Annotated in this window: 19 protein-coding genes, 1 tRNA gene and 1 riboswitch; of the genes, 15 read left to right on the top strand and 5 right to left on the bottom strand. The window is 37.5% G+C overall.

The window, feature by feature from the left end:
* Nucleotide 1: 1 nt before the first annotated feature.
* Nucleotides 2–940: a nucleoside hydrolase gene (locus ACZ2M0_RS00635; RefSeq protein ID WP_490058149.1), complete on the top strand. Its 939-nt coding sequence runs from the start codon at nt 2–4 to the stop codon at nt 938–940.
* Nucleotides 941–1,013: 73 nt separating this feature from the next.
* Here ACZ2M0_RS00635 and ACZ2M0_RS00630 read toward each other — a convergent pair whose 3' ends face one another.
* The 3 genes from ACZ2M0_RS00630 to ACZ2M0_RS00620 form a co-directional block, all read right to left on the bottom strand.
* A complete protein-coding gene (locus ACZ2M0_RS00630; protein ID WP_490058148.1) occupies nt 1,014–2,330 on the bottom strand; it encodes a C1 family peptidase in 1,317 nt (438 codons plus the stop codon).
* Nucleotides 2,331–2,422: 92 nt separating this feature from the next.
* A complete protein-coding gene (locus ACZ2M0_RS00625) occupies nt 2,423–2,521 on the bottom strand; it encodes an SHOCT domain-containing protein (RefSeq protein ID WP_490058147.1) in 99 nt (32 codons plus the stop codon).
* A gap of 424 nt (nt 2,522–2,945) precedes the next feature.
* Nucleotides 2,946–3,368 carry an Hsp20/alpha crystallin family protein gene (locus ACZ2M0_RS00620; RefSeq protein ID WP_223902132.1) on the bottom strand — a complete coding sequence of 141 codons (423 nt, stop codon included), beginning with the start codon at nt 3,366–3,368 and terminating at the stop codon, nt 2,946–2,948.
* A gap of 208 nt (nt 3,369–3,576) precedes the next feature.
* Between ACZ2M0_RS00620 and greA the strand changes: the two genes are divergently transcribed.
* From greA to ACZ2M0_RS00600, 4 genes are all read left to right on the top strand, one after another.
* Nucleotides 3,577–4,038 carry a transcription elongation factor GreA gene (gene greA, locus ACZ2M0_RS00615; protein ID WP_109587025.1) on the top strand — a complete coding sequence of 154 codons (462 nt, stop codon included), beginning with the start codon at nt 3,577–3,579 and terminating at the stop codon, nt 4,036–4,038.
* Between the two features lie 78 nt (nt 4,039–4,116).
* Nucleotides 4,117–5,430: a Y-family DNA polymerase gene (locus ACZ2M0_RS00610; protein WP_490058146.1), complete on the top strand. Its 1,314-nt coding sequence runs from the start codon at nt 4,117–4,119 to the stop codon at nt 5,428–5,430.
* The gene (locus tag ACZ2M0_RS00605; RefSeq protein ID WP_490058145.1) at nt 5,408–5,779 is read left to right on the top strand and encodes a hypothetical protein; all 372 of its coding nucleotides are present in this window, start codon (nt 5,408–5,410) and stop codon (nt 5,777–5,779) included. The genes ACZ2M0_RS00610 and ACZ2M0_RS00605 overlap by 23 nt, the downstream gene beginning before the upstream one ends.
* Before the next feature lie 88 nt (nt 5,780–5,867).
* Nucleotides 5,868–6,530, top strand: a complete 663-nt coding sequence (locus ACZ2M0_RS00600; RefSeq protein ID WP_223902129.1) for a CPBP family intramembrane glutamic endopeptidase — start codon at nt 5,868–5,870, stop codon at nt 6,528–6,530.
* Nucleotides 6,531–6,947: 417 nt separating this feature from the next.
* Here the strand turns inward: ACZ2M0_RS00600 and ACZ2M0_RS00595 are convergent.
* Nucleotides 6,948–7,018, bottom strand: a tRNA-Gly gene (locus tag ACZ2M0_RS00595).
* Between the two features lie 184 nt (nt 7,019–7,202).
* Complete coding sequence (locus ACZ2M0_RS00590) at nt 7,203–7,808, bottom strand: SOS response-associated peptidase family protein (protein ID WP_490058144.1); 606 nt, start codon at nt 7,806–7,808, stop codon at nt 7,203–7,205.
* Nucleotides 7,809–7,904: 96 nt separating this feature from the next.
* On the opposite strand from ACZ2M0_RS00590, the gene trpS reads away from it, so the two are divergent.
* The 10 genes from trpS (at nt 7,905) to purR (ending at nt 18,592) form a co-directional block, all read left to right on the top strand.
* Entirely contained in the window at nt 7,905–8,924 is a 1,020-nt protein-coding gene (trpS, locus tag ACZ2M0_RS00585) for a tryptophan--tRNA ligase (RefSeq protein ID WP_490058206.1), read from the top strand.
* Nucleotides 8,925–8,928: 4 nt separating this feature from the next.
* The gene (locus tag ACZ2M0_RS00580; protein WP_187153946.1) at nt 8,929–9,408 is read left to right on the top strand and encodes a deoxycytidylate deaminase; all 480 of its coding nucleotides are present in this window, start codon (nt 8,929–8,931) and stop codon (nt 9,406–9,408) included.
* Nucleotides 9,365–10,000, top strand: a complete 636-nt coding sequence (locus ACZ2M0_RS00575; RefSeq protein WP_490058205.1) for a TPM domain-containing protein — start codon at nt 9,365–9,367, stop codon at nt 9,998–10,000. The genes ACZ2M0_RS00580 and ACZ2M0_RS00575 overlap by 44 nt, the downstream gene beginning before the upstream one ends.
* Nucleotides 10,001–10,067: 67 nt before the next feature.
* Nucleotides 10,068–10,233: riboswitch (M-box (ykoK) riboswitch) on the top strand.
* An 89-nt stretch (nt 10,234–10,322) separates the two neighbouring features.
* Nucleotides 10,323–13,013 (top strand): magnesium-translocating P-type ATPase, encoded by a 2,691-nt coding sequence (gene mgtA, locus ACZ2M0_RS00570; RefSeq protein WP_490058143.1) that lies wholly within the window; start codon nt 10,323–10,325, stop codon nt 13,011–13,013.
* A 115-nt stretch (nt 13,014–13,128) separates the two neighbouring features.
* Nucleotides 13,129–15,105 (top strand): methionine--tRNA ligase, encoded by a 1,977-nt coding sequence (gene metG / locus ACZ2M0_RS00565; RefSeq protein WP_490058142.1) that lies wholly within the window; start codon nt 13,129–13,131, stop codon nt 15,103–15,105.
* Complete coding sequence (locus tag ACZ2M0_RS00560; protein WP_490058141.1) at nt 15,105–15,872, top strand: TatD family hydrolase; 768 nt, start codon at nt 15,105–15,107, stop codon at nt 15,870–15,872. Before metG ends, ACZ2M0_RS00560 begins: the two co-directional genes overlap by 1 nt.
* Nucleotides 15,859–16,425: a ribonuclease M5 gene (gene rnmV, locus ACZ2M0_RS00555; RefSeq protein ID WP_490058140.1), complete on the top strand. Its 567-nt coding sequence runs from the start codon at nt 15,859–15,861 to the stop codon at nt 16,423–16,425. Before ACZ2M0_RS00560 ends, rnmV begins: the two co-directional genes overlap by 14 nt.
* Nucleotides 16,415–17,308, top strand: a complete 894-nt coding sequence (gene rsmA / locus ACZ2M0_RS00550; protein ID WP_490058139.1) for a 16S rRNA (adenine(1518)-N(6)/adenine(1519)-N(6))-dimethyltransferase RsmA — start codon at nt 16,415–16,417, stop codon at nt 17,306–17,308. Before rnmV ends, rsmA begins: the two co-directional genes overlap by 11 nt.
* A gap of 84 nt (nt 17,309–17,392) precedes the next feature.
* Complete coding sequence (locus tag ACZ2M0_RS00545; RefSeq protein ID WP_046332563.1) at nt 17,393–17,638, top strand: Veg family protein; 246 nt, start codon at nt 17,393–17,395, stop codon at nt 17,636–17,638.
* A 123-nt stretch (nt 17,639–17,761) separates the two neighbouring features.
* Complete coding sequence (gene purR / locus ACZ2M0_RS00540) at nt 17,762–18,592, top strand: pur operon repressor (protein WP_223902120.1); 831 nt, start codon at nt 17,762–17,764, stop codon at nt 18,590–18,592.
* Nucleotides 18,593–18,635: the final 43 nt, after the last annotated feature.

Below are 18,635 nucleotides of genomic sequence, written 5' to 3'. Positions count from 1 at the left end.
AATGAAAGAAATATATTTTAATCACGATGGTAATATTGATGATTTAGTGTCATATTTGTTACTCTTACAAGCACCGGATATTAAATTGCTAGGTGTTAGTGCAATTGATGCGGATGGTTACGTTGACCCGGCTGTTGAGGTGTGTCGAAAGATGACAGACCGGTTTAACTTAAGAGGCGATCAATTAGAAATTGCTAAATCAGATTCAAGAGCTGTCAATCAGTTTCCCGAAGCCTGGCGTAAAGCAGCATATTCATTTAATTATCTGCCGTTATTAAACGAATCTGGAAAAATGATTACCAAAATGGCAGCAGAGTCGGCTCATTTGGATATGGTTGAAAAAATTATGGCAGCAGATCAGCCTGTTACTTTGGTCATGACGGGACCTTTAACCGACTTGGCCCGTGCACTGGATACTAATAACAAAATAGTGGATAAAATTGAGCAACTTTACTGGATGGGTGGTTCCCTTGATGGTCATGGAAATGTTGTTCAGGTTAATGTTGATGGTACGCAAGAATGGAATGCTTTTTGGGATCCGTTTGCTGTTGAGAAGGTTCTGCAATCAAATATTCCTATGCAGATTATTGGCCTTGAAAGTAGTGAAGAATTGCCATTAACTGATAAATTAAGAATGCATTGGGCCAGTTTGCGTGAACATCCAGCTGTAGACTTGGTTGCGCAAGGTTATTGTCTGCTGGTTAATCCACCAATTCCAAGCTCGCAGCTTTATTTTTGGGATGTATTAACGACAATTAGTGCTCTTTACCCCGAAGTCGTTTTGGCCTCTGAAAAGCACAGGGTAAAGGTGGTTACACAGGGATTGGCTGCTGGACGAATGGAAGATGATCCTAACGGACGCGAAATTACTTTGGTAACTAAAGCAAATAAAGATTTATTCTTTAAAAAATTTGATGAGCTATTATTACGTGGCAAGTAAATAATTATTTATACCTAATAAAAAAGCCGAAATTCGTTTTTGAATTTCGTCTTTTTATTAGTTATAAATTGACTTAAGCTAATGAGTCCCAAGCTGGTAAATCTGTAATTGGACCTTCAGCAATAGCAACTTGCTCTGGAGTCAAGTACTTTTTGTGGACAACAACTTCATAAACATAGTCATTGAACCAATCATTATTCATGACAAAATACCCCTTGTCACCATTCTTTTCACCCCAGGAATTTTCAACTTTCCATTGGCGTACATGACCACCATCTTCATCAACACCGACAAAGGCCATAGCGTGAGTTGAAGCGCCAGCACCGGTCCGCAAACGGTCAGCCTTGGACATCTTGAGGTCTACGCCAAAGAGATCACTCAGTTGATATAAGTTGCTGTCAAGATAACCTTTTTTACGGTCGCTTTGTTCACCAACATCATTACCAAACCAAACAGCCTCACCATCTTTTAATTGGTTAACAGCTGCAGTTTCCAAGTATTCCATCGGGACATTCAAGAATTTAATGCGGTAAGAGCCTTCAACATTGTCTTCAAATGGCAAGCCATATAACTTATCATATTCATGATCTGGTGCATTAGACAATACAACGTAATCGTTAAAGTCAACATCGCCCATGTATTTATGCAAAAATTCCAGTGGGGTTAGATCTTTATCCAAGTGATATTTCTTGTCATCATCACGATATTCCAAGTCAAATTTCTTAGGTGGTTCCCCAACTGCAATTGCTGTTATTTGGTAAACTTCACTTAAGAATTTCTTACGGGCTTTCTCTATTTCATCATCTTTACCGTCTTGCTTTAACTTGCGTAAAACCAAAGCATCCTTTTTCAGTTTATCGCCCAAGGCCTTACCCAAACCAGTAGTATTATTGGTGTTAAAACTTTCAGGCATTGCATAAGAAGGTACAACACCGTATTTTTCAATTAAAGCTGCACCCATGTGGAATTGACCACCGTCTCCGCCAGCGCCGCTTAAATAAGCTTTTACTGTACGGGAATCAAGTGGTTCATCGGCAGTAGCTAAAATATTGTCGTAAAAAATATTTGCCCGTTCAACTTTATCCCAGAAAAAGTTGTAGCTTTGTGAGAAAGTAAAATTCTTGCAGTGATATTTTTTACCAAAATAATGCCGTAAAATATTAAGGGTGGCAAATTCCCAGCAACGCCCCGATTGGCGCTGGTTAGTAACATTTTCAGTATCCAACTCTGTTGAAAACACACGGGTCAATTCACTTTGAACACGTTCATTGTAAGACGCTGCAAGAACACCGCTTTTTTGAGCAGCTCGTGCAACAACTTGATTTTGCGGATTTTTATTAAAGTTTTCCGCAAACTTTTCCAGTTCTTGGACAGTTAGTTTATGAGCCATAAAATATATTCTCCTTTTTTAATCTATTTTTAAATTACTTTATATTTTAAGCTAAAAGAAAAGCGAGTTCAATAGCTGAACCTACTTTGACTTTATAATCCTAAAACTTGTTTCTTTTTAACCGAAAATTCTTCTTCAGTTAATATTCCTTCATCAACTAACTCTTTTAATTGCTTTAACTCTGCAATCATATCTTGAGTATTTTCTGTTGTATTTTGTACTGGGGCACTTTGAATACTTTGTTGATAATTTTTCGACCTGCTTTTAATAGCATCTGCTAAAAAAGTGCACCTCTGCTATAGCAGATTGCGTATTAGCATTGACCATGCTGCAAGAATAGCTATCTTAAAATTATTATTGTTATTATTAGATTAAAACTATTGCAAATAGATAATAATTGTCTCTGAAAACTCTAACACTATTCTGCATGATCAAAAAAATTACTTGAAGCAGTTGGAAGCAAAATAAGCCATCCAGACTGTGATCTGGGTGGCTTATTTTGGTGTTACTGATATGTTTTACTTTAAAAAAGTTCAGACAAATTTAAATAGACTTTCTATTATTTCAGCGAGTTAATATACTTTAATAATTTGAAGACAAATAATTTGAAGACAATTAGTCAATTTGAATTGAATTATCGCTTGCGCCAGCTTGTTGCTTTGGCAGGGTAATTGTCAATACACCGTTATCGTATTTGGCATGAATATCACTTGCAACTACGTTTGGTAATCTGAAGCTGCGTGAAATGTGGCCTTCACTTCTTTCTCGGTGAATAATGCTGTTGTCCTTAGACATCTCCTTAAATGACTTTCTTGAACCTGACACGCTTAAAATGCCATTATTGTAATTTAGGTGTATCTTATCCTTGTCCATTCCGGGCATATCAACTTTGATTACGTATTCTTTGTCGTTTTCAACAACATCTGATTGCATTAATTTTGCTACTTCGTTATTATCGAAAAATTTTCTTGGAAGATCAAACCAATCGTTCATCGCATCGAATAAATCATTGTGCCGATTCATCATATCATTTGCCATAGTAAAAAACTTCCTTTCAAAATTTATATATTTGTAACAGAAGACTTTCATTTCTTCCTTACAATTATTATTATAGTATGCAGATTCATAAAAAGGAAATAATTAGCACTATTATTTTTAGAGTGCTAATTTATAAGAAAGAAAACCTCCATAGCGGAATTTATAGCTTGTGGATAATATTGAAATTAAAAAATTGGAGAAAAATATTTTGGTTTATTATCAAAAAATGACGCCGCAGGGCTATCAAAAAATTAAAGATGAAATTGCTGATTTGAAAAAGGACCGACCTCGAAGAATTAAAATTTTGCAGGAAGCGCGCTCCTTGGGTGACTTATCGGAAAATACTGAATATACGGAAGCAAAACGAGATTTAGGCCACCTTCAAAGCCGTTTGCGGTACTTAGAAAAGCAATTGAAATATGCCGAAATCATTGAGAAAAAGGCTGATGGCAAAGTAGATTTAGGTAAGACGGTCACACTAAAATTTGCTGATGATCCAGAAACCGAAACATACCAAGTTGTCGGTCGTATGGAAGCTGATATTGGAGCTGGTAAAATTGCTTTTGACTCGCCTTTAGGTCAGGCAATCATGAAAAAAGAAGTTGGAAAAACCGTCAATGTTGCTGCTCCAGCAGGAGAATATCGGGTAACGATTGAAGCAATTGAATAATTTTTCACTTGATTATTCGAACTGGTGTTTGTATAATTTATTTTAGCAAACATAAGTTTGCAATAGGAAGTGAAAGCAATGTATGATTATCGTTATGAACCTCATCGTTTAATTTTTATGATTGATAACAAATCATTCTTTGCTAGTTGTGAGGCGCTTCAATTAGGCTTAAACCCAATGAAAGCAGTGTTAGCTGTTGTTTCGCATCAGCCACATACAAATTACGGCTCGGGGCTAATCATGGCAGCCTCACCTTTAGCGAAGAAAAAGTATGGGTTAACCAATGTTATGCGGGTGCGCGATTTACCTACAAAAAAAGATGCACCAGATCTTATTTTGGCAGAACCTCATATGAATTTATATATTAAGCGCAGCATGCAGGTATTGGCAATTTTCCAGAAATATGCAGCCGATGAAGATATCCATGTTTACTCAATTGATGAAAGCATGATTGATATGACTAAATCCTGGCGTTTGTTTGGAGATGATCCTTATCTGGTTGCGCGTAAAATTCAGGTAGAAATCAAAAACAAAATAGGTCTTTATACTACTTGTGGCATTGGAGAGAATCCCCTGCTGGCAAAATTAGCAATGGACATATCAGCCAAGCACCGCTGTTCAATGATTGATTATTGGCATTATATCGATGTGCCGGATACTATTTGGCAAATTAAAGATCTGGAAGAAGTTTGGGGAATTGGCAAAAGAATTGCTGCCCGTTTGCGCCGGTTACATATTAATAATATGTATGAATTGGCACATACTAATCCGGCGATTTTGAAAAAAGAATTTGGCGTAATTGGTGAGCAGTTATTTGCAATCAGCTGGGGAGTTGATCGCAGCATTATTAGCGAAAAATATTATCCCATAATGAAAAATTACGGCAATTCACAGATTCTAAACCGTGATTATACAGATCAGCGAGAAATTGAAATAGTCTTGCGTGAAATTGGCGAGCAGGTAGGTGCCAGAATAAGGGCGCACCGATTACAAGCAGGTTGTATCAGCCTATTTGTTGGCTTTTCTAAGTATGAGCAAGATGGCAGCCGTAAAGGTTTTAATGTTCAGCAAAAAATTTGTCCTACTAATGATAATGATTTATTAGTTGAAGAAATACTGGCACTTTTCCGTAAAAATTGGCATGGAGAGACAGTCCGTGCTCTGGGAGTAAACTGCAGTCGCTTAGAACCTGATACTTGCCAACAATTAACTTTTTTTGTACCGGCCACTGAGCAGATAAAAAAACGTACTATAAATATAACTGTTGACAGAATCAGAAAAAAATATGGTTTTACCAGTTTGGTAAAAGCCTCAAGTTTGTCTAAGGGTGCAACAGCAATAAGGCGCAGCAGCCTAGTTGGTGGACATAATGGCGGAAATGCATATGAATGATTTTGATAAAGTAGTTCAAGACTTTTTTAAAAATTACCAAGATCGCAAAATGAAAAAGTGGCAGGGCTTCTTTTTGAGCGATCATACAATGGCAATTAATAACGATAAGCAAAAACGCAGCGTTAAGCATCCCATTAAAAAAACTATGAATATAGAGGATATAAGCTTGCTGTTACTTAAAGCATATGGCAATCATCGCATAGTTCATCTGCAGGTTAAAGTCATGAACAGTGATAATCAATTGCCCGCCGATATCACAGGCTTTGTCAATGGTTATAGTGAAGACGGCATTATTGTTGATGGCCAAAAAATTGCTTTGGAAGATATCAATAATGTCAGTGTAGATTAAGAAAAATTGCCTTGATATTTTATATAGGTATCTTTTTTTGCTATAATATGGAACTTGTAAGGTACATAATAGTATAGAGGTAATTTTTGTGAATACACCAGCATCAAGGCAAGGCAACATCATACGCTATCTTATTTATTTCATTAGCTATTTGATGGTTGTCGGGGTGATTAAGTTAGTGACTGCTAATTCACCAATTCATATTTGGGATCTAATCTTATTTGCAACTATCTCATTAATGGTTTCACTGTTTTTTATTTATCGTTTTAATAGGGAACAACGCTTTTTTGACCGTAGTTTTGCGGGTTCCTGGCTTAGCAACTTTGGCTTGATCGTTGGTTTGACTGCTGTGGTAACAGCATTGCGTATCAGTGTTTCCTGGTTGCAATCTTATGGCAGACTTAAATTATATAATTTTCAAATTGCCTATTTGCATCATGAAGGAGTAGCGACCTACTGGTTTTTAGTAGTTGCAATTGGCATCGTTTTACCAATACTGCAAGAATTTTTGATCACCGGTTTTTTATTCAATTATGCTTTTAGAAGCAATACCGTCTTAACTGCAGTTCTGGGAATATTTACCTCAGGTATTCTGTTTAGTCTGCTTAACTGGCAAAGTTCGCTGCCACTATTACTAATTAATATGATTTTTGGAGCACTTTTTGCTTGGTCATACCTCTATACGCAAACTTTATGGATGCCAATTTATTTAGCAGTATTAAATGGCGTTCTCCTAATGATTATGACTTAAGTAATCGAAATTAGAAAAGAGTCTGGGAAAAAACTCTAACCTAACTAAAAAAGGCCGACAAATCACGTCAATAAAACGTTGATTTGTCGGTCTTTTTAAATTGTGAAATTTTTTAATTTAACTTCAAAGAACACTTTTTTCCCAGACTCTTTATTTTTGATTCAAAAGTTGTTAACACACTGTTAGGTTCTACAAATTTTTTTGCAATACATGGTAACTGTTATTGCATCCTAATGACTGTAGCGTAGATCTTGACTATTTATTTGCACATTTTATACCCAGTTAACAAGAAAAGGTGCAACTACCTTTTAAAAAGATAGCTGTAATAACTTATAATTAAAAGTTAAATTTATTGCTGGTAACTAATAATTCGGCAGCTAAAAAGCAATGACTTTGATGGTCATTGCTTTTTAATTAAGCGGATAGCGTGAATCGAACCCGCATCTTCAGCTTGGGAAGCTAACATTTTACCATTAAACTATACCCGCATTACTCAAACAGTTTACCATGTTTCGTTTTCGAAACCAAGTTTTGTTTTTTAAAATTTTACAAGTAAGCTGTTAGGAGAAGGGAAAATGTCCTAAAGTAATGTCATTTTTTAAGAGCTCTAGTCTCAATTTGCGTAATAATAAATAGGAGTGAAAAGCTATTTGCATTAATTTGGAGATATTGTTACTTTTTAGGTGGCAACTTAACAGAATCAAGACTTAACTGGCTACGGTCAACTAAGGATGAAAAATTCTGAAATAGCCATTGGCGCAATTCAGCTGCCTGAATGACCAAAGGCATCCGGTTATGAATTTCGGCGTAAGTCCTATTTGGCTGAGTAGTAACCATTGAAAAATGATCTTTTTGATAAATTCCGGCAATTAGTGTCAGAGCACCATTTGCATTCTTGAAACTGAAGCGTTCATGGTATGTATGACCATTTGCGGCAGAATAAGTATTATGACCCGATTCAAAAAATTGGCTGGCAACAATAATACAACGAGATTTGGCAAAAGAAGAATCCCACATTGACCGTTTTTCTTCAAAAAAGCGTTCAATTCGCGCATTAAATATGACTTTGTTTTGATCATACGGACTGGGATAACCCCATGATTTGGGCAGCAGCTGCAACTGGTTATCAACGTAAACCAAAACGGGAGCAAGACCTTTAGGAAAAATGTTCTGGTTTTGAGGCAAATTGCTTGTCGGTTCTATTAGAGGCAAATTTAAGTCATTTACTAAGTATTTTTTAATTTCTGCTAAACTTGGCAGTTGAAATTGATTGCACATTTTTTCCTCCATGTTTAATCATTGCACGATTTTTGGTAGAATTAATATAATTATTATATTAAAAAGATTTTAATTATTTAAGGAAGGTAAAGTATGATGAAAAAGAAAGTTATCCTTACAGGTGACCGCCCAACAGGGAAGTTGCATGTGGGACATTATATTGGCTCGTTAAAAAACAGGGTGAAATTACAAAATTCCGGTGAATATCATCCTTATATTATGATTGCTGATACGCAAGCACTGACTGACAATGCGCGAAATCCTGAAAAAATTCAAAAAAGTTTAATTCAAGTAGCGCTGGACTATTTAGCAGTTGGCATCGATCCTGAAATTTCTACAGTTTTTATTCAATCACAAATACCCGCTTTGTTTGAATTGACCGCCTATTATATGGATTTAGTTACAGTTAGCCGCTTGGAGCGTAATCCAACTGTTAAAGCCGAGATCAAGCAAAAAGGTTTTAACGACTCTATTCCCGTGGGCTTCTTAAATTATCCAGTATCACAGGCAGCTGATATCACAGCCTTTAAGGCGACTTTGGTGCCGGTTGGTGATGACCAAGAGCCAATGCTAGAGCAAGCACGTGAAATTGTGCGGACCTTTAACCGCGTTTATAACTGCAATGTCTTAGTAGAACCCCAGGGCTACTTTCCAGAAAAGGGCGAAGGCCGCTTGCCGGGATTAGATGGTAATGCCAAAATGTCCAAATCCTTAAATAATGCTGTTTATCTGTCTGACGATGCCAAGACCGTTGAACAAAAGGTAATGTCAATGTATACTGATCCCCAGCACATTCATGTTGAAGATCCAGGTAAAGTTGAGGGGAACACTGTCTTTACCTACCTTGATATTTTTGATCCTGACAAGGATAAGGTAGCGCAATTGAAAGAAGATTACCAAAAAGGCGGCTTGGGTGATGTCAAAATTAAGCGTTACTTAAATACAGTCTTGGAAAAGGAATTGACTCCAATACGTGAACGGCGCGCAAAGTACGAACAGAACACATCTGCTGTCTATGATATGTTAATTGAGGGCTCTAAAAAAGCGAACGAAGTAGCTAACCAAACCTTACAAGAGGTAAGGGATGCAATCGGCTTGAATTATTTTAAGAGGTAAAAAAATGCGTAAGCGAATTCCCTGGAAACAGTACTTTATGATGCAGGCCTTAGTGATTGCCCAGCGTTCAACATGTGACCGGGCTTTGGTTGGTAGCGTTTTGGTAAAAAAGAATCGGATCATTGGCACAGGCTATAATGGTTCTGTTACGGGACAACCTCATTGCGATGATGTGGGACACCAACTGGTTGACGGGCACTGCGTGCGCACCATTCATTCTGAAATGAATTCACTGATCCAATGTGCACGTAACGGCGTTTCAACCGATGACACAGAAATTTATGTCACACACTTTCCCTGTTATAATTGTGCTAAGGCATTAGTGCAGGCTGGAGTGAAAAAAATCAATTATTATTTTGATTATAATGACAATCCGCTTGCAATCAAACTTTTTAAAGACTGCGGGGTTCCTTATGAACAAATTAAAATCGATCGACAATATGTGGAGCAATTGGCCCATAAGCTGGAAGACGCTGAAAACTAAGTTTACTTTGCTCACGGCCATTATTGGCATTTTTCTAACAATGACTGGTTTTTCAAGTCCTAACATTAAAGATAATAGCAATCTGCTTGAACGAGAAACCAGCAAATTAATTTTAGCAAAAAATGACCGTTATTTTCAGACTAGTGAGCAACCACAAATTATTGTAAAAACGGTAAATCGAACTGATCACTTGACACCGGCAAAGTTAAATAAGTATAAGCGGACGGTTTTTATTGTTGTTGGCACTAAAAACAAAAAACGCAATGTGCAAATTTATTCCAGTAAAGATCTGCATAGTGCGTTTTCGGCTGATGTTCGCGGCAATATTATTCGCTCACAATCCGATAAATTGCGCAGCACTAATAAAAAGAAATTTAACGAAGGTTTGCGCTTTGTATTTAGAGCATGTGCCACTACTATTGATCAACGTTACCAATATTCACTGGATAAGTATGATTTGTCCAGTGATGAGCGGGCGCAGCTTTCTCACCCTCACAGGTTGGCCTTGCCTATAGCCTTGGCGCTTGCTTTATTAATTGGCGGTTTGATTTATTTCTTTAAAAACAATTTGAACCTAAGAAAAGATAAATAAAAAAAGACAAAAATGTTGACTTTATCATGTGTTATGTATTACACTCACAATGCAATTAAATAAACAACAAATAAACTGTTAGGTGAGACTCCTACGTGAACAAATGCTATCGCCCGGAAACATCCAGAGATGCCAACGGGTCAAATAGTTTTCGTCGATATAAGGCGAAAACCAGATAGCTAGCTGTATGACTTACGTCACGTAGTGTTAAAACTGAACGATGAGTATAATAATACCTGTTGAAAAGGGGCGCCAAGCGGTTAGCATAGGCGGCTCTTTTTTTAGTTTGTTTGAATTAATTCTGTGATGAGGAGTGGGGATAATGCTGAAAAAACCAAATGGCACAACTAGCAACAAAGATTTGGCACTGGTCAAGGCAATTGCCAAGGAAAGCAGATCAGAAACTTTGGCGCGGCTACATGCGAGCAGTAACGGGTTAACCAGCAAGCAGGCTGAAAAAAATAGGGAGGAATACGGTGCTAATACTATTGCTTCAAATAAACATAATTCTAAGTTGCGTTTTTTAGCTGAAGCTTTTATTACCCCTTTTACACTAGTTTTATTGGTTTTGGCAACTTTGTCTTTGTTTACTGATTATATCTTTGTGCCAGCTGGTGAAAAAGATCTAACAACCGTTGCCATTATGCTAACGATGGTTTTAATTTCTGGTATTACCAGTTTTGTCCAAAACGTTAGGTCTTCAAATGCGGTAGATTCACTATTAAAAATGGTTTCTGTCACAACAGATATTATTCGTGATGGCAAAGACCAAGAAATTGATACTAGTGAAGTCGTTGTTGGTGATGTAATTCGCCTAGCTGCTGGTGATATGGTGCCGGCAGACATGCGACTTTTGACTAGTAAGGACCTCTTTTGTTCATCTAGTTCTTTAAATGGTGAATCAAACCCAGTGGAAAAGATTGCTACAGAAAAACCTAAACTTGGTGCTGATCGCGACTATCTTGATTATCCCAACATTCTCTACGAGGGCACGACGATCGTTTCCGGTTCTGGTTTAGGAATTGTTTTTGCTACTGGTGAGAGAACCATGTTCGGCAAACTGGCTCATGATATTTCACATAATGATGTTAAGAATACTACCTTTGACATTGGTATCAAAAATGTTTCTAAATTATTGATTATCATGACTGCGATCATTGCTCCTTTGGTTTTCATCATCAATGGCATCACCAAAGGTGACTGGGTTAATGCGCTAATTTTCTCAATTGCTACAGCTGTTGGCTTAACCCCTGAGATGCTACCCGTAATTGTGACCACCAATCTGGTCAAGGGGTCAATTGAGATGTCCAAAAAAGGCACTATTGTCAAAAAGATGAATTCAATTCAAAACTTTGGCTCTGCTGATATCTTGTGTACGGATAAGACGGGAACATTAACGCAGGATAAAGTGGTTTTGGAACGTCATTATGATCTCAACTTAAGAGAAAATCCGCGTATTCTGGAATTAGGCTACCTTAATTCTAACTACCAAACGGGAATGAAAAATCTGATTGATAAAGCAATTATTGAAGCTGCTGGCGATGAACTGGACATCAGTGAAATTCAGCGTGATTACAATAAAATCGATGAAATTCCTTTTGATTTTTCCAGAAGGCGCATGAGCGTCGTGGTGGAAAACTCTGATGAGCAACATGGTGAGCACCTCTTAGTAACCAAGGGTGCTTCAGAAGAAATGATGGCTGTTGCTACCAAGCTTGAAGTTGACGGTCAGATTCTGCCTTTGACTCCTGAGCGAAAACAAAAAGTAATGGCTAAGGTTAACGACATGAATGATGATGGCTTGCGCGTTATCATGCTGGGATACAAGCGTAATCCTGCTCCTGTTGGAGAATTTTCGGTTAAAGATGAAAATGACCTTATTTTATGTGGTTATCTGGCCTTTCTTGATCCTCCTAAAGAAAGTGCTAAAGATGCTTTGGCACGCCTAAAATATGATGGCATTAACGTTAAAATTTTAACAGGCGATAATGAAGCAGTTACCAGAACTGTAGGCCTGCAAGTTGGTTTGAATGTTGATACGGTTTATTCAGGGGCAGATCTGGAAGGAAAGAAACCAGAAGAATTAGCTAAAATGGTGGAAGAGTGCAATATTTTTGTCAAATTATCACCAGAAGATAAAACCAAAATTATTAATCTGTTAAAGCAAAATGGTCATACAGTAGGCTATATGGGTGATGGCATCAATGATGCGCCTGCAATGAAAGCAGCAGATGTCTCAATTTCTGTTGATACAGCTGTGGATATTGCTAAGGAATCTGCTGACATTATTTTGCTACATAAAGATTTAAATGTACTAGAAGAAGGCGTGAGAATCGGTCGCAAAGTATTTGGCAACACTATGAAATATATCAAGATTACGCTGTCTTCCAATTTTGGCAATATCTTATCAATTATGGTGGCATCTTCATTCCTGCCATTCCTGCCGATGCTGCCCTTACAGCTGTTAGTTCTCGATTTACTTTATGGCACTAGTTGCCTCTCTCTGCCATTTGATGATATGTCTGATAAGTTTTTAAAAGAACCACGAACATGGTCGACTAAGAAGCTGCCTAAATTTATGTTTTATTTCGGGCCTACATCATCTATATTTGATATCCTGACGTTTGCGCTACTCTTTTTTGTAATTTGTCCGCAATTAGTCGGTGGCAATTATAGCGCGCTTGGAGCAACACAAAAAGTAGCATTTGTGGCACTTTTCCATACTGGTTGGTTTATTGAATCACTTTGGACTCAGGAAATGGTTATTCATGCACTGCGTGATCCCCGTCTGCCATTTGTTAAACAGCACGCAGCACCAGCAGTTACCTTGGCCACATTTGGTGCAGGAGTAATTGGAACTTTAATTCCATTTTCATTCTTGGCAACAAAGCTGGGTTTTGGCAAAATGCCAATTGAATTTATGTGGGTAGTATTTGGTATACTTGTTCTATATATTTTACTGACTACAGTGATCAAGCATTTTTATTTAAAAGGTGAAAAGTTTTTAATCTAAAATAAGCACAGAATGCTAAATATCTACTAAAAAAGAGAACTCCGTAAGGAATTCGCTTTTTTATTGGTGTAGTATAATATAATATAATTAAACAAAAATTAAGGAGAAAATGAAAATGGCTGATAAAAAAACTTTCTATATTACAACCCCTATCTATTATCCGTCTGGTCGATTGACTATTGGTAATGCGTATACTACTATCGCAGCAGATGTGATGGCACGCTACAAACGTAGTCAGGGTTACGACACCTTCTTTTTAACCGGTACTGATGAACATGGATTAAAAATTGAACAGAAAGCTGAAAAGCAAGGAGTAAAGCCACAAGAATTTGTGGATAAAATGGTTGTTATTTATAAAAAGTTGTGGAAAAGCCTTGATATTTCTTACGACAAATTTATCCGGACAACTGATAAAGAACACGTAAAAGGTGTCCAGGAAATTTTTGAACAGCTGCTAAAACAGGGTGATATCTACCTTGGTGAATATACTGGCTGGTATTCAGTAGAAGACGAAGAGTACTTCACAGAGTCACAATTGGCTGAAGTTTATAAAGACGATGATGGTAATGTGATTGGTGGTAAGGCCCCATCAGGTCATGAAGTGCAGCTTGTTAAGGAGCCATCATACTTTTTCAAAATGAGTAAATATGCTGATAGGCTATATCAATATTACCAAGATCATCCTGATTTTATCCTGCCTCATTCTCGTGAAAAGGAAATGGTCAACAATTTCTTAAAACCGGGTCTTGAAGACCTCTCAGTTACCAGAACTACTGTTTCCTGGGGCATTCCTGTACCAAGTGATCCTAAACATGTTGTTTATGTTTGGATTGATGCCTTATCTAACTATATTACTGCTTTGGGATATGGTTCAGATGATGATTCATTATTTAAAAAATATTGGCCGGCAGACATTCATCTGGTAGGTAAAGAAATTGTACGTTTCCATACTATTTATTGGCCAATCATGTTGATGGCTTTGGGATTACCGTTACCTAAGCACGTCATTGGTCACGGCTGGGTGTTAATGAAGGACGGCAAGATGTCCAAATCAAAGGGTAATGCTGTTTATCCTGAGTCTATCATTAATCGCTACGGTGTGGACGCTTTGCGCTACTACTTGATGCGGGCCTTGCCGTTTGGCTCCGATGGTGTCTTTACGCCAGAAGATTTCGTTGAACGGGTTAACTATGACTTAGCCAATGACTTAGGTAATTTACTTAACAGAACTGTTTCAATGATCAATCAGTATCAGAATGGACATGTTGAACCAGTTGCCCAAGAGCAGGATGATTTAGGTAAGGACTTGGCTCAAACAGCGGCAGACGTCATTGCCAGCTACAAAAAAGAAATGGATACTTTGCACTTTACTCAAGCGATTGAGAATATTTGGAAGTTTATTAATCGTGCTAACAAGTATATTGATGAAACAATGCCTTGGAACTTAAACAAGGAAGGAAAATCTGTTGATTTAACTCGAGTAATGTCAAACTTAGCAGAGAGCCTGCGAATCATTGCCTTATTAATCGCACCAATCATGACCAGAACTCCAGTTGAAATGTTCAGACAATTAGGTCTTGACTGGAACAATGATGAACAAAAGAAATTAGAGTTTGGTGCCTGTGCTTGGAAAACTCAGGTCATCTCTGATCCAAAACCAATTTTCCCAAGAGTCAAGCCTGAAGAAGAAATTAAATACATTAAAGATGAGATGGCTAAAGCTAAACCTAAGAAGGAAAGCCGCAGTGAACAAGGTCAGGATAAAGAAATTTCTATAGACGATTTCGCTAAGGTTAAAATTCAAGTTGGTAAAATTTTGTCTGTTGAGCCTGTTCAAGGTTCTAAGAAATTATTGCAATTCCAAATGGACTTTGGTAATGGTGATGAAAGACAGATTTTAAGTGGTATTCGGCAATATTACCCTAATGCCAGTGAATTACTGGGCAGAAAAGTTTTGGCCGTAACTAATCTTAAGCCGCGCAAAATGTTGGGTCATTTGAGTCAAGGTATGCTTTTGTCTAGTGAAAAAAATGGTGTAGTTAAATTAGCTTTAGTCGGTGACGAACATGAAATCGGGGCAGAACTGAGTTAATGGAGTTAATTGATAACCATACTCATTTACAGGATGAGCCTTTTCGCGGTAAAGAAGAATTTTATCTTGACCGGGCACAAAAATTGGGTGTAACCAAAGTAATTTGTGCTGGGCAGGATCCTGATTTTAACAAGCGTGCGATTGATTTAAGTCAGCGTTTTACTCAAGTCTATGCGATGGTGGGCTATTGCCCTGATGTTGCCAAAGATTATGGTCAAAAAGCAGAGGATTTACTGATCGAGCAGTTGCAACTGCCGGGTGTGGCTGCCTTAGGCGAAGTAGGTCTTGATTATTATTGGGATGAGTCTCCTCGTGACAAACAAAGAGAAGTTTTTGCCAGGCAGGTTGAACTGGCTCATGAATTGAAAAAGCCAGTTGATATTCACACGAGAGATGCTTTTAGCGATTGCTACGAAATACTAAAAAACAGCAATTTAGAGTATGGTGCGATTTTACACAGCTTTAATGGTGATATTTCATGGCTGAAGAAGTTCTTAGACTTGAATGTGTACTTTTCATATTCAGGGGTTGTTTCTTTTACTAAAGCAGTGGAAGTGCATGAAGCAGCTCAAAAAACTCCTTTGGATCGTTTATTAGTTGAAACAGACGCACCCTATCTCACTCCTAAGCCTTATCGTGGCCAGCAAAATGAACCTGCAAATGTTTATTATGTAGCCCGGGCAATTGCTGAATTGAAAGGTCTTACGCTAGAAGAAGTTGCTCAGGCAACATATGCAAATACAATGAGGGTCTATGGACTTAACTAAGAAACATTTTGATGCCGTCGTAGTCGTTGAGGGAAAAGACGATACAATTCGGCTTAAGCAATTTTTCCCAGGCATTGAAACAATTGAAACTAATGGCTCCGATGTGCCTGAAACAGTGCTGATACAGCTACAGGAATTAGCTCACAAAAGAGATATTATCGTTTTGACCGATCCTGATTTAAACGGTGAGCGGATAAGGCGCATAGTGACTAAGGCAGTACCGACTGCTAGACAAGCTTTTATTACTCGTAAAGAGGGAGAGCCTCATAAAAAGGGCTCACTTGGTGTTGAGCACGCATCAAAAGAGGCATTGGTGAAAGCCCTAAGTGATTTACATGAAAAAAAACAGCTGATAAGTGATCTTACAAGAGCAAAGTACCAAAAATTGGGCCTAGCAAGTGGTCCTAATTCACGTAAATTGCGGGAATTAGTTGGCAATAAGCTGCGTATTGGCTACGGTAATGGCAAGCAGTTTTATCACCGTTTACAAACTTTTGGTATTTCACTTGCTGAACTTAAACGAGCTGTTGAGGAGGTTCAAGATGAGCACTGAGATTCCCATTGGTTCCCCTGTTAGAACTCAGGCAATTATTAATCGGTATTTTATGAAAGCTAAAAAGAGCCTGGGTCAGAATTTTTTAGTAGACTTGGATGCTCTTCAAGGTATTGTGCAAGCGGCTGACATTAAAAAAGATGACCAGGTAATCGAAATTGGCCCTGGAATTGGGTCTTTAACCGAACAATTGCTGAAGGCAGGAGCCAAAGTTTTTGCTTATGAGGTAGATGAAAAACTTCCTGAAATATTGCACAACGAACTACCGGTCAAAATTGCTGGAGCACCACTGAGTGTCCGGTTTAAGCTCAAAATGAAAGACATTTTAAAAGCTGATTTTAAACAGGATTTGGGTGATTTCTTTGATCTAAACAAACCAATCAAAGTAGTGGCTAACCTTCCTTATTACATCACAACGCCGATAATTTTCTTCCTTAATAACTCTAAGTTAAAATTTTCCAGCTTGACGCTGATGATGCAAAAAGAAGTGGCAGATCGCTTAAGTGCTCATTCTGGGACAAAAGAATATGGTCCCTTAACAATTGCTGTTCAGGCAGAAATGGCCGTTCAATCATTTATGACGGTAAAAAGTTCTTCTTTTATTCCAAGACCAAAGGTTGACTCCAGTGTAGTGGTTTTAAAGCCTTTGCCTGCGGAAAATAAAATTGATATAGCTGACCCTAAGCACTTTAATTGGGTAGTTAAGATGTGCTTTGCACAACGTCGTAAAACATTAAATAACAATTTGAAAACACTCATACCAAACAATGATGAGCGAACACATTTAATTAAGTCATTAGGAGTCGATTCTCAAATTCGTCCAGAACAGTTGAATCTTAAGCAATTTGTCCAAATTGCTGCCAAGGTTCCAGTTAAAAATTGACGAAAATATTCTGTGGTACTTTTTAAAAAGAATTGAAAAAATAATAATAAAGTGGTATAATTCAACCCAAAGGAGTTGTTTTCATTGCCAACATCTATTATGACCATTAAAAGTAAGCTGGATTCACACTTGGGTGATTCGTTGACTGTAGTTGCAAGAGCTGGACGTAAGAAAGTTACAAAAAGACGTGGAATTTTAAAGAATACTTTTCCCGCAGTTTTTGTAGTTGATTTAGATCAAGATTCAAATAATTTTGAACATGTTTCTTATAGTTATACGGATTTGTTAACCAAAAATATCACATTAAAATTTGATGACGCTGTGCAGTAAGATTAAAGCGATTATCTAGAAAATACTTTTTGGCATTAACATTTAGTAAAATGTTAGTGCCTTTTTTTATGGTTGAGTGTATAGTAGTAACTGGCAAAAGACAAACAATAGGAGGGTAATTCTATGAAACGTTCAGAGAGATTAGTTGATATGACTAAATATTTGATGGAACGACCACATGACTTAATTCCGCTACCATTTTTTGCAAAAAGATATGGTGCAGCAAAGTCTTCGATCTCGGAGGATCTTGCAATTTTAAAACATACTTTAGCAAATAATCAAGACGGTATCTTAGAAACTGTCGCTGGCGCGGCTGGGGGAGTGCGCTATATTCCTTTTTGGGGCAAAAAGCATGCTCAGAAATATTTAAACGAATTGGCAAATCGCATTGAGGACCCTGACCGCATTTTAGCAGGAGGATTTGTTTATTTATCTGATATCATTGGCAATCCACAAGACTTGGATAAGATAGGTAAATTAATTGCTACCAGGTATGCGTATTCTAACATTGATATTGTGATGACGATTGAAACTAAGGGCATTGCTTTGGCACAGGCAGTTGCACGTTATTTGAACGTGCCATTTATCATTGCACGTAAGCGCTCAAAAGTCACAGAAGGTGCGACGGTATCAGTAAACTATATTTCTTCTTCACTTGATCGTGTTTCTAAAATGGAATTGCCAACTAGAGTGTTAAAAGAAAATTCCAATGTTTTGCTCATAGACGACTATATGATGGCTGGCGGCACTTTAACAGGAATGCAGCAATTAGTTAGAGAATTTAACGGCAACATTGCTGGTGTTTGTGTTTTATGTGAAGCGGATTTTGATGATGAAAAATTAATTGAAGGTCATCTTTCTTTAGTCAAAATCAAAAGAATTGATGATAAGAGGAAAGTCATAGTGGCAGAGCCGGGATCTTTGATTGTACACACAGATTTTGACCGCTTTTAATTCATAAGATGATATACTAAGATGTAATAATAATCTAGGAAAA

It is taken from the genome of Lactobacillus sp. VURO6/B1 (VP7) (genome assembly GCF_058139575.1).
The sequence above is the reverse complement of the archived record's forward strand: the minus strand, read 5'-3'. Positions and strand labels throughout refer to the sequence as shown.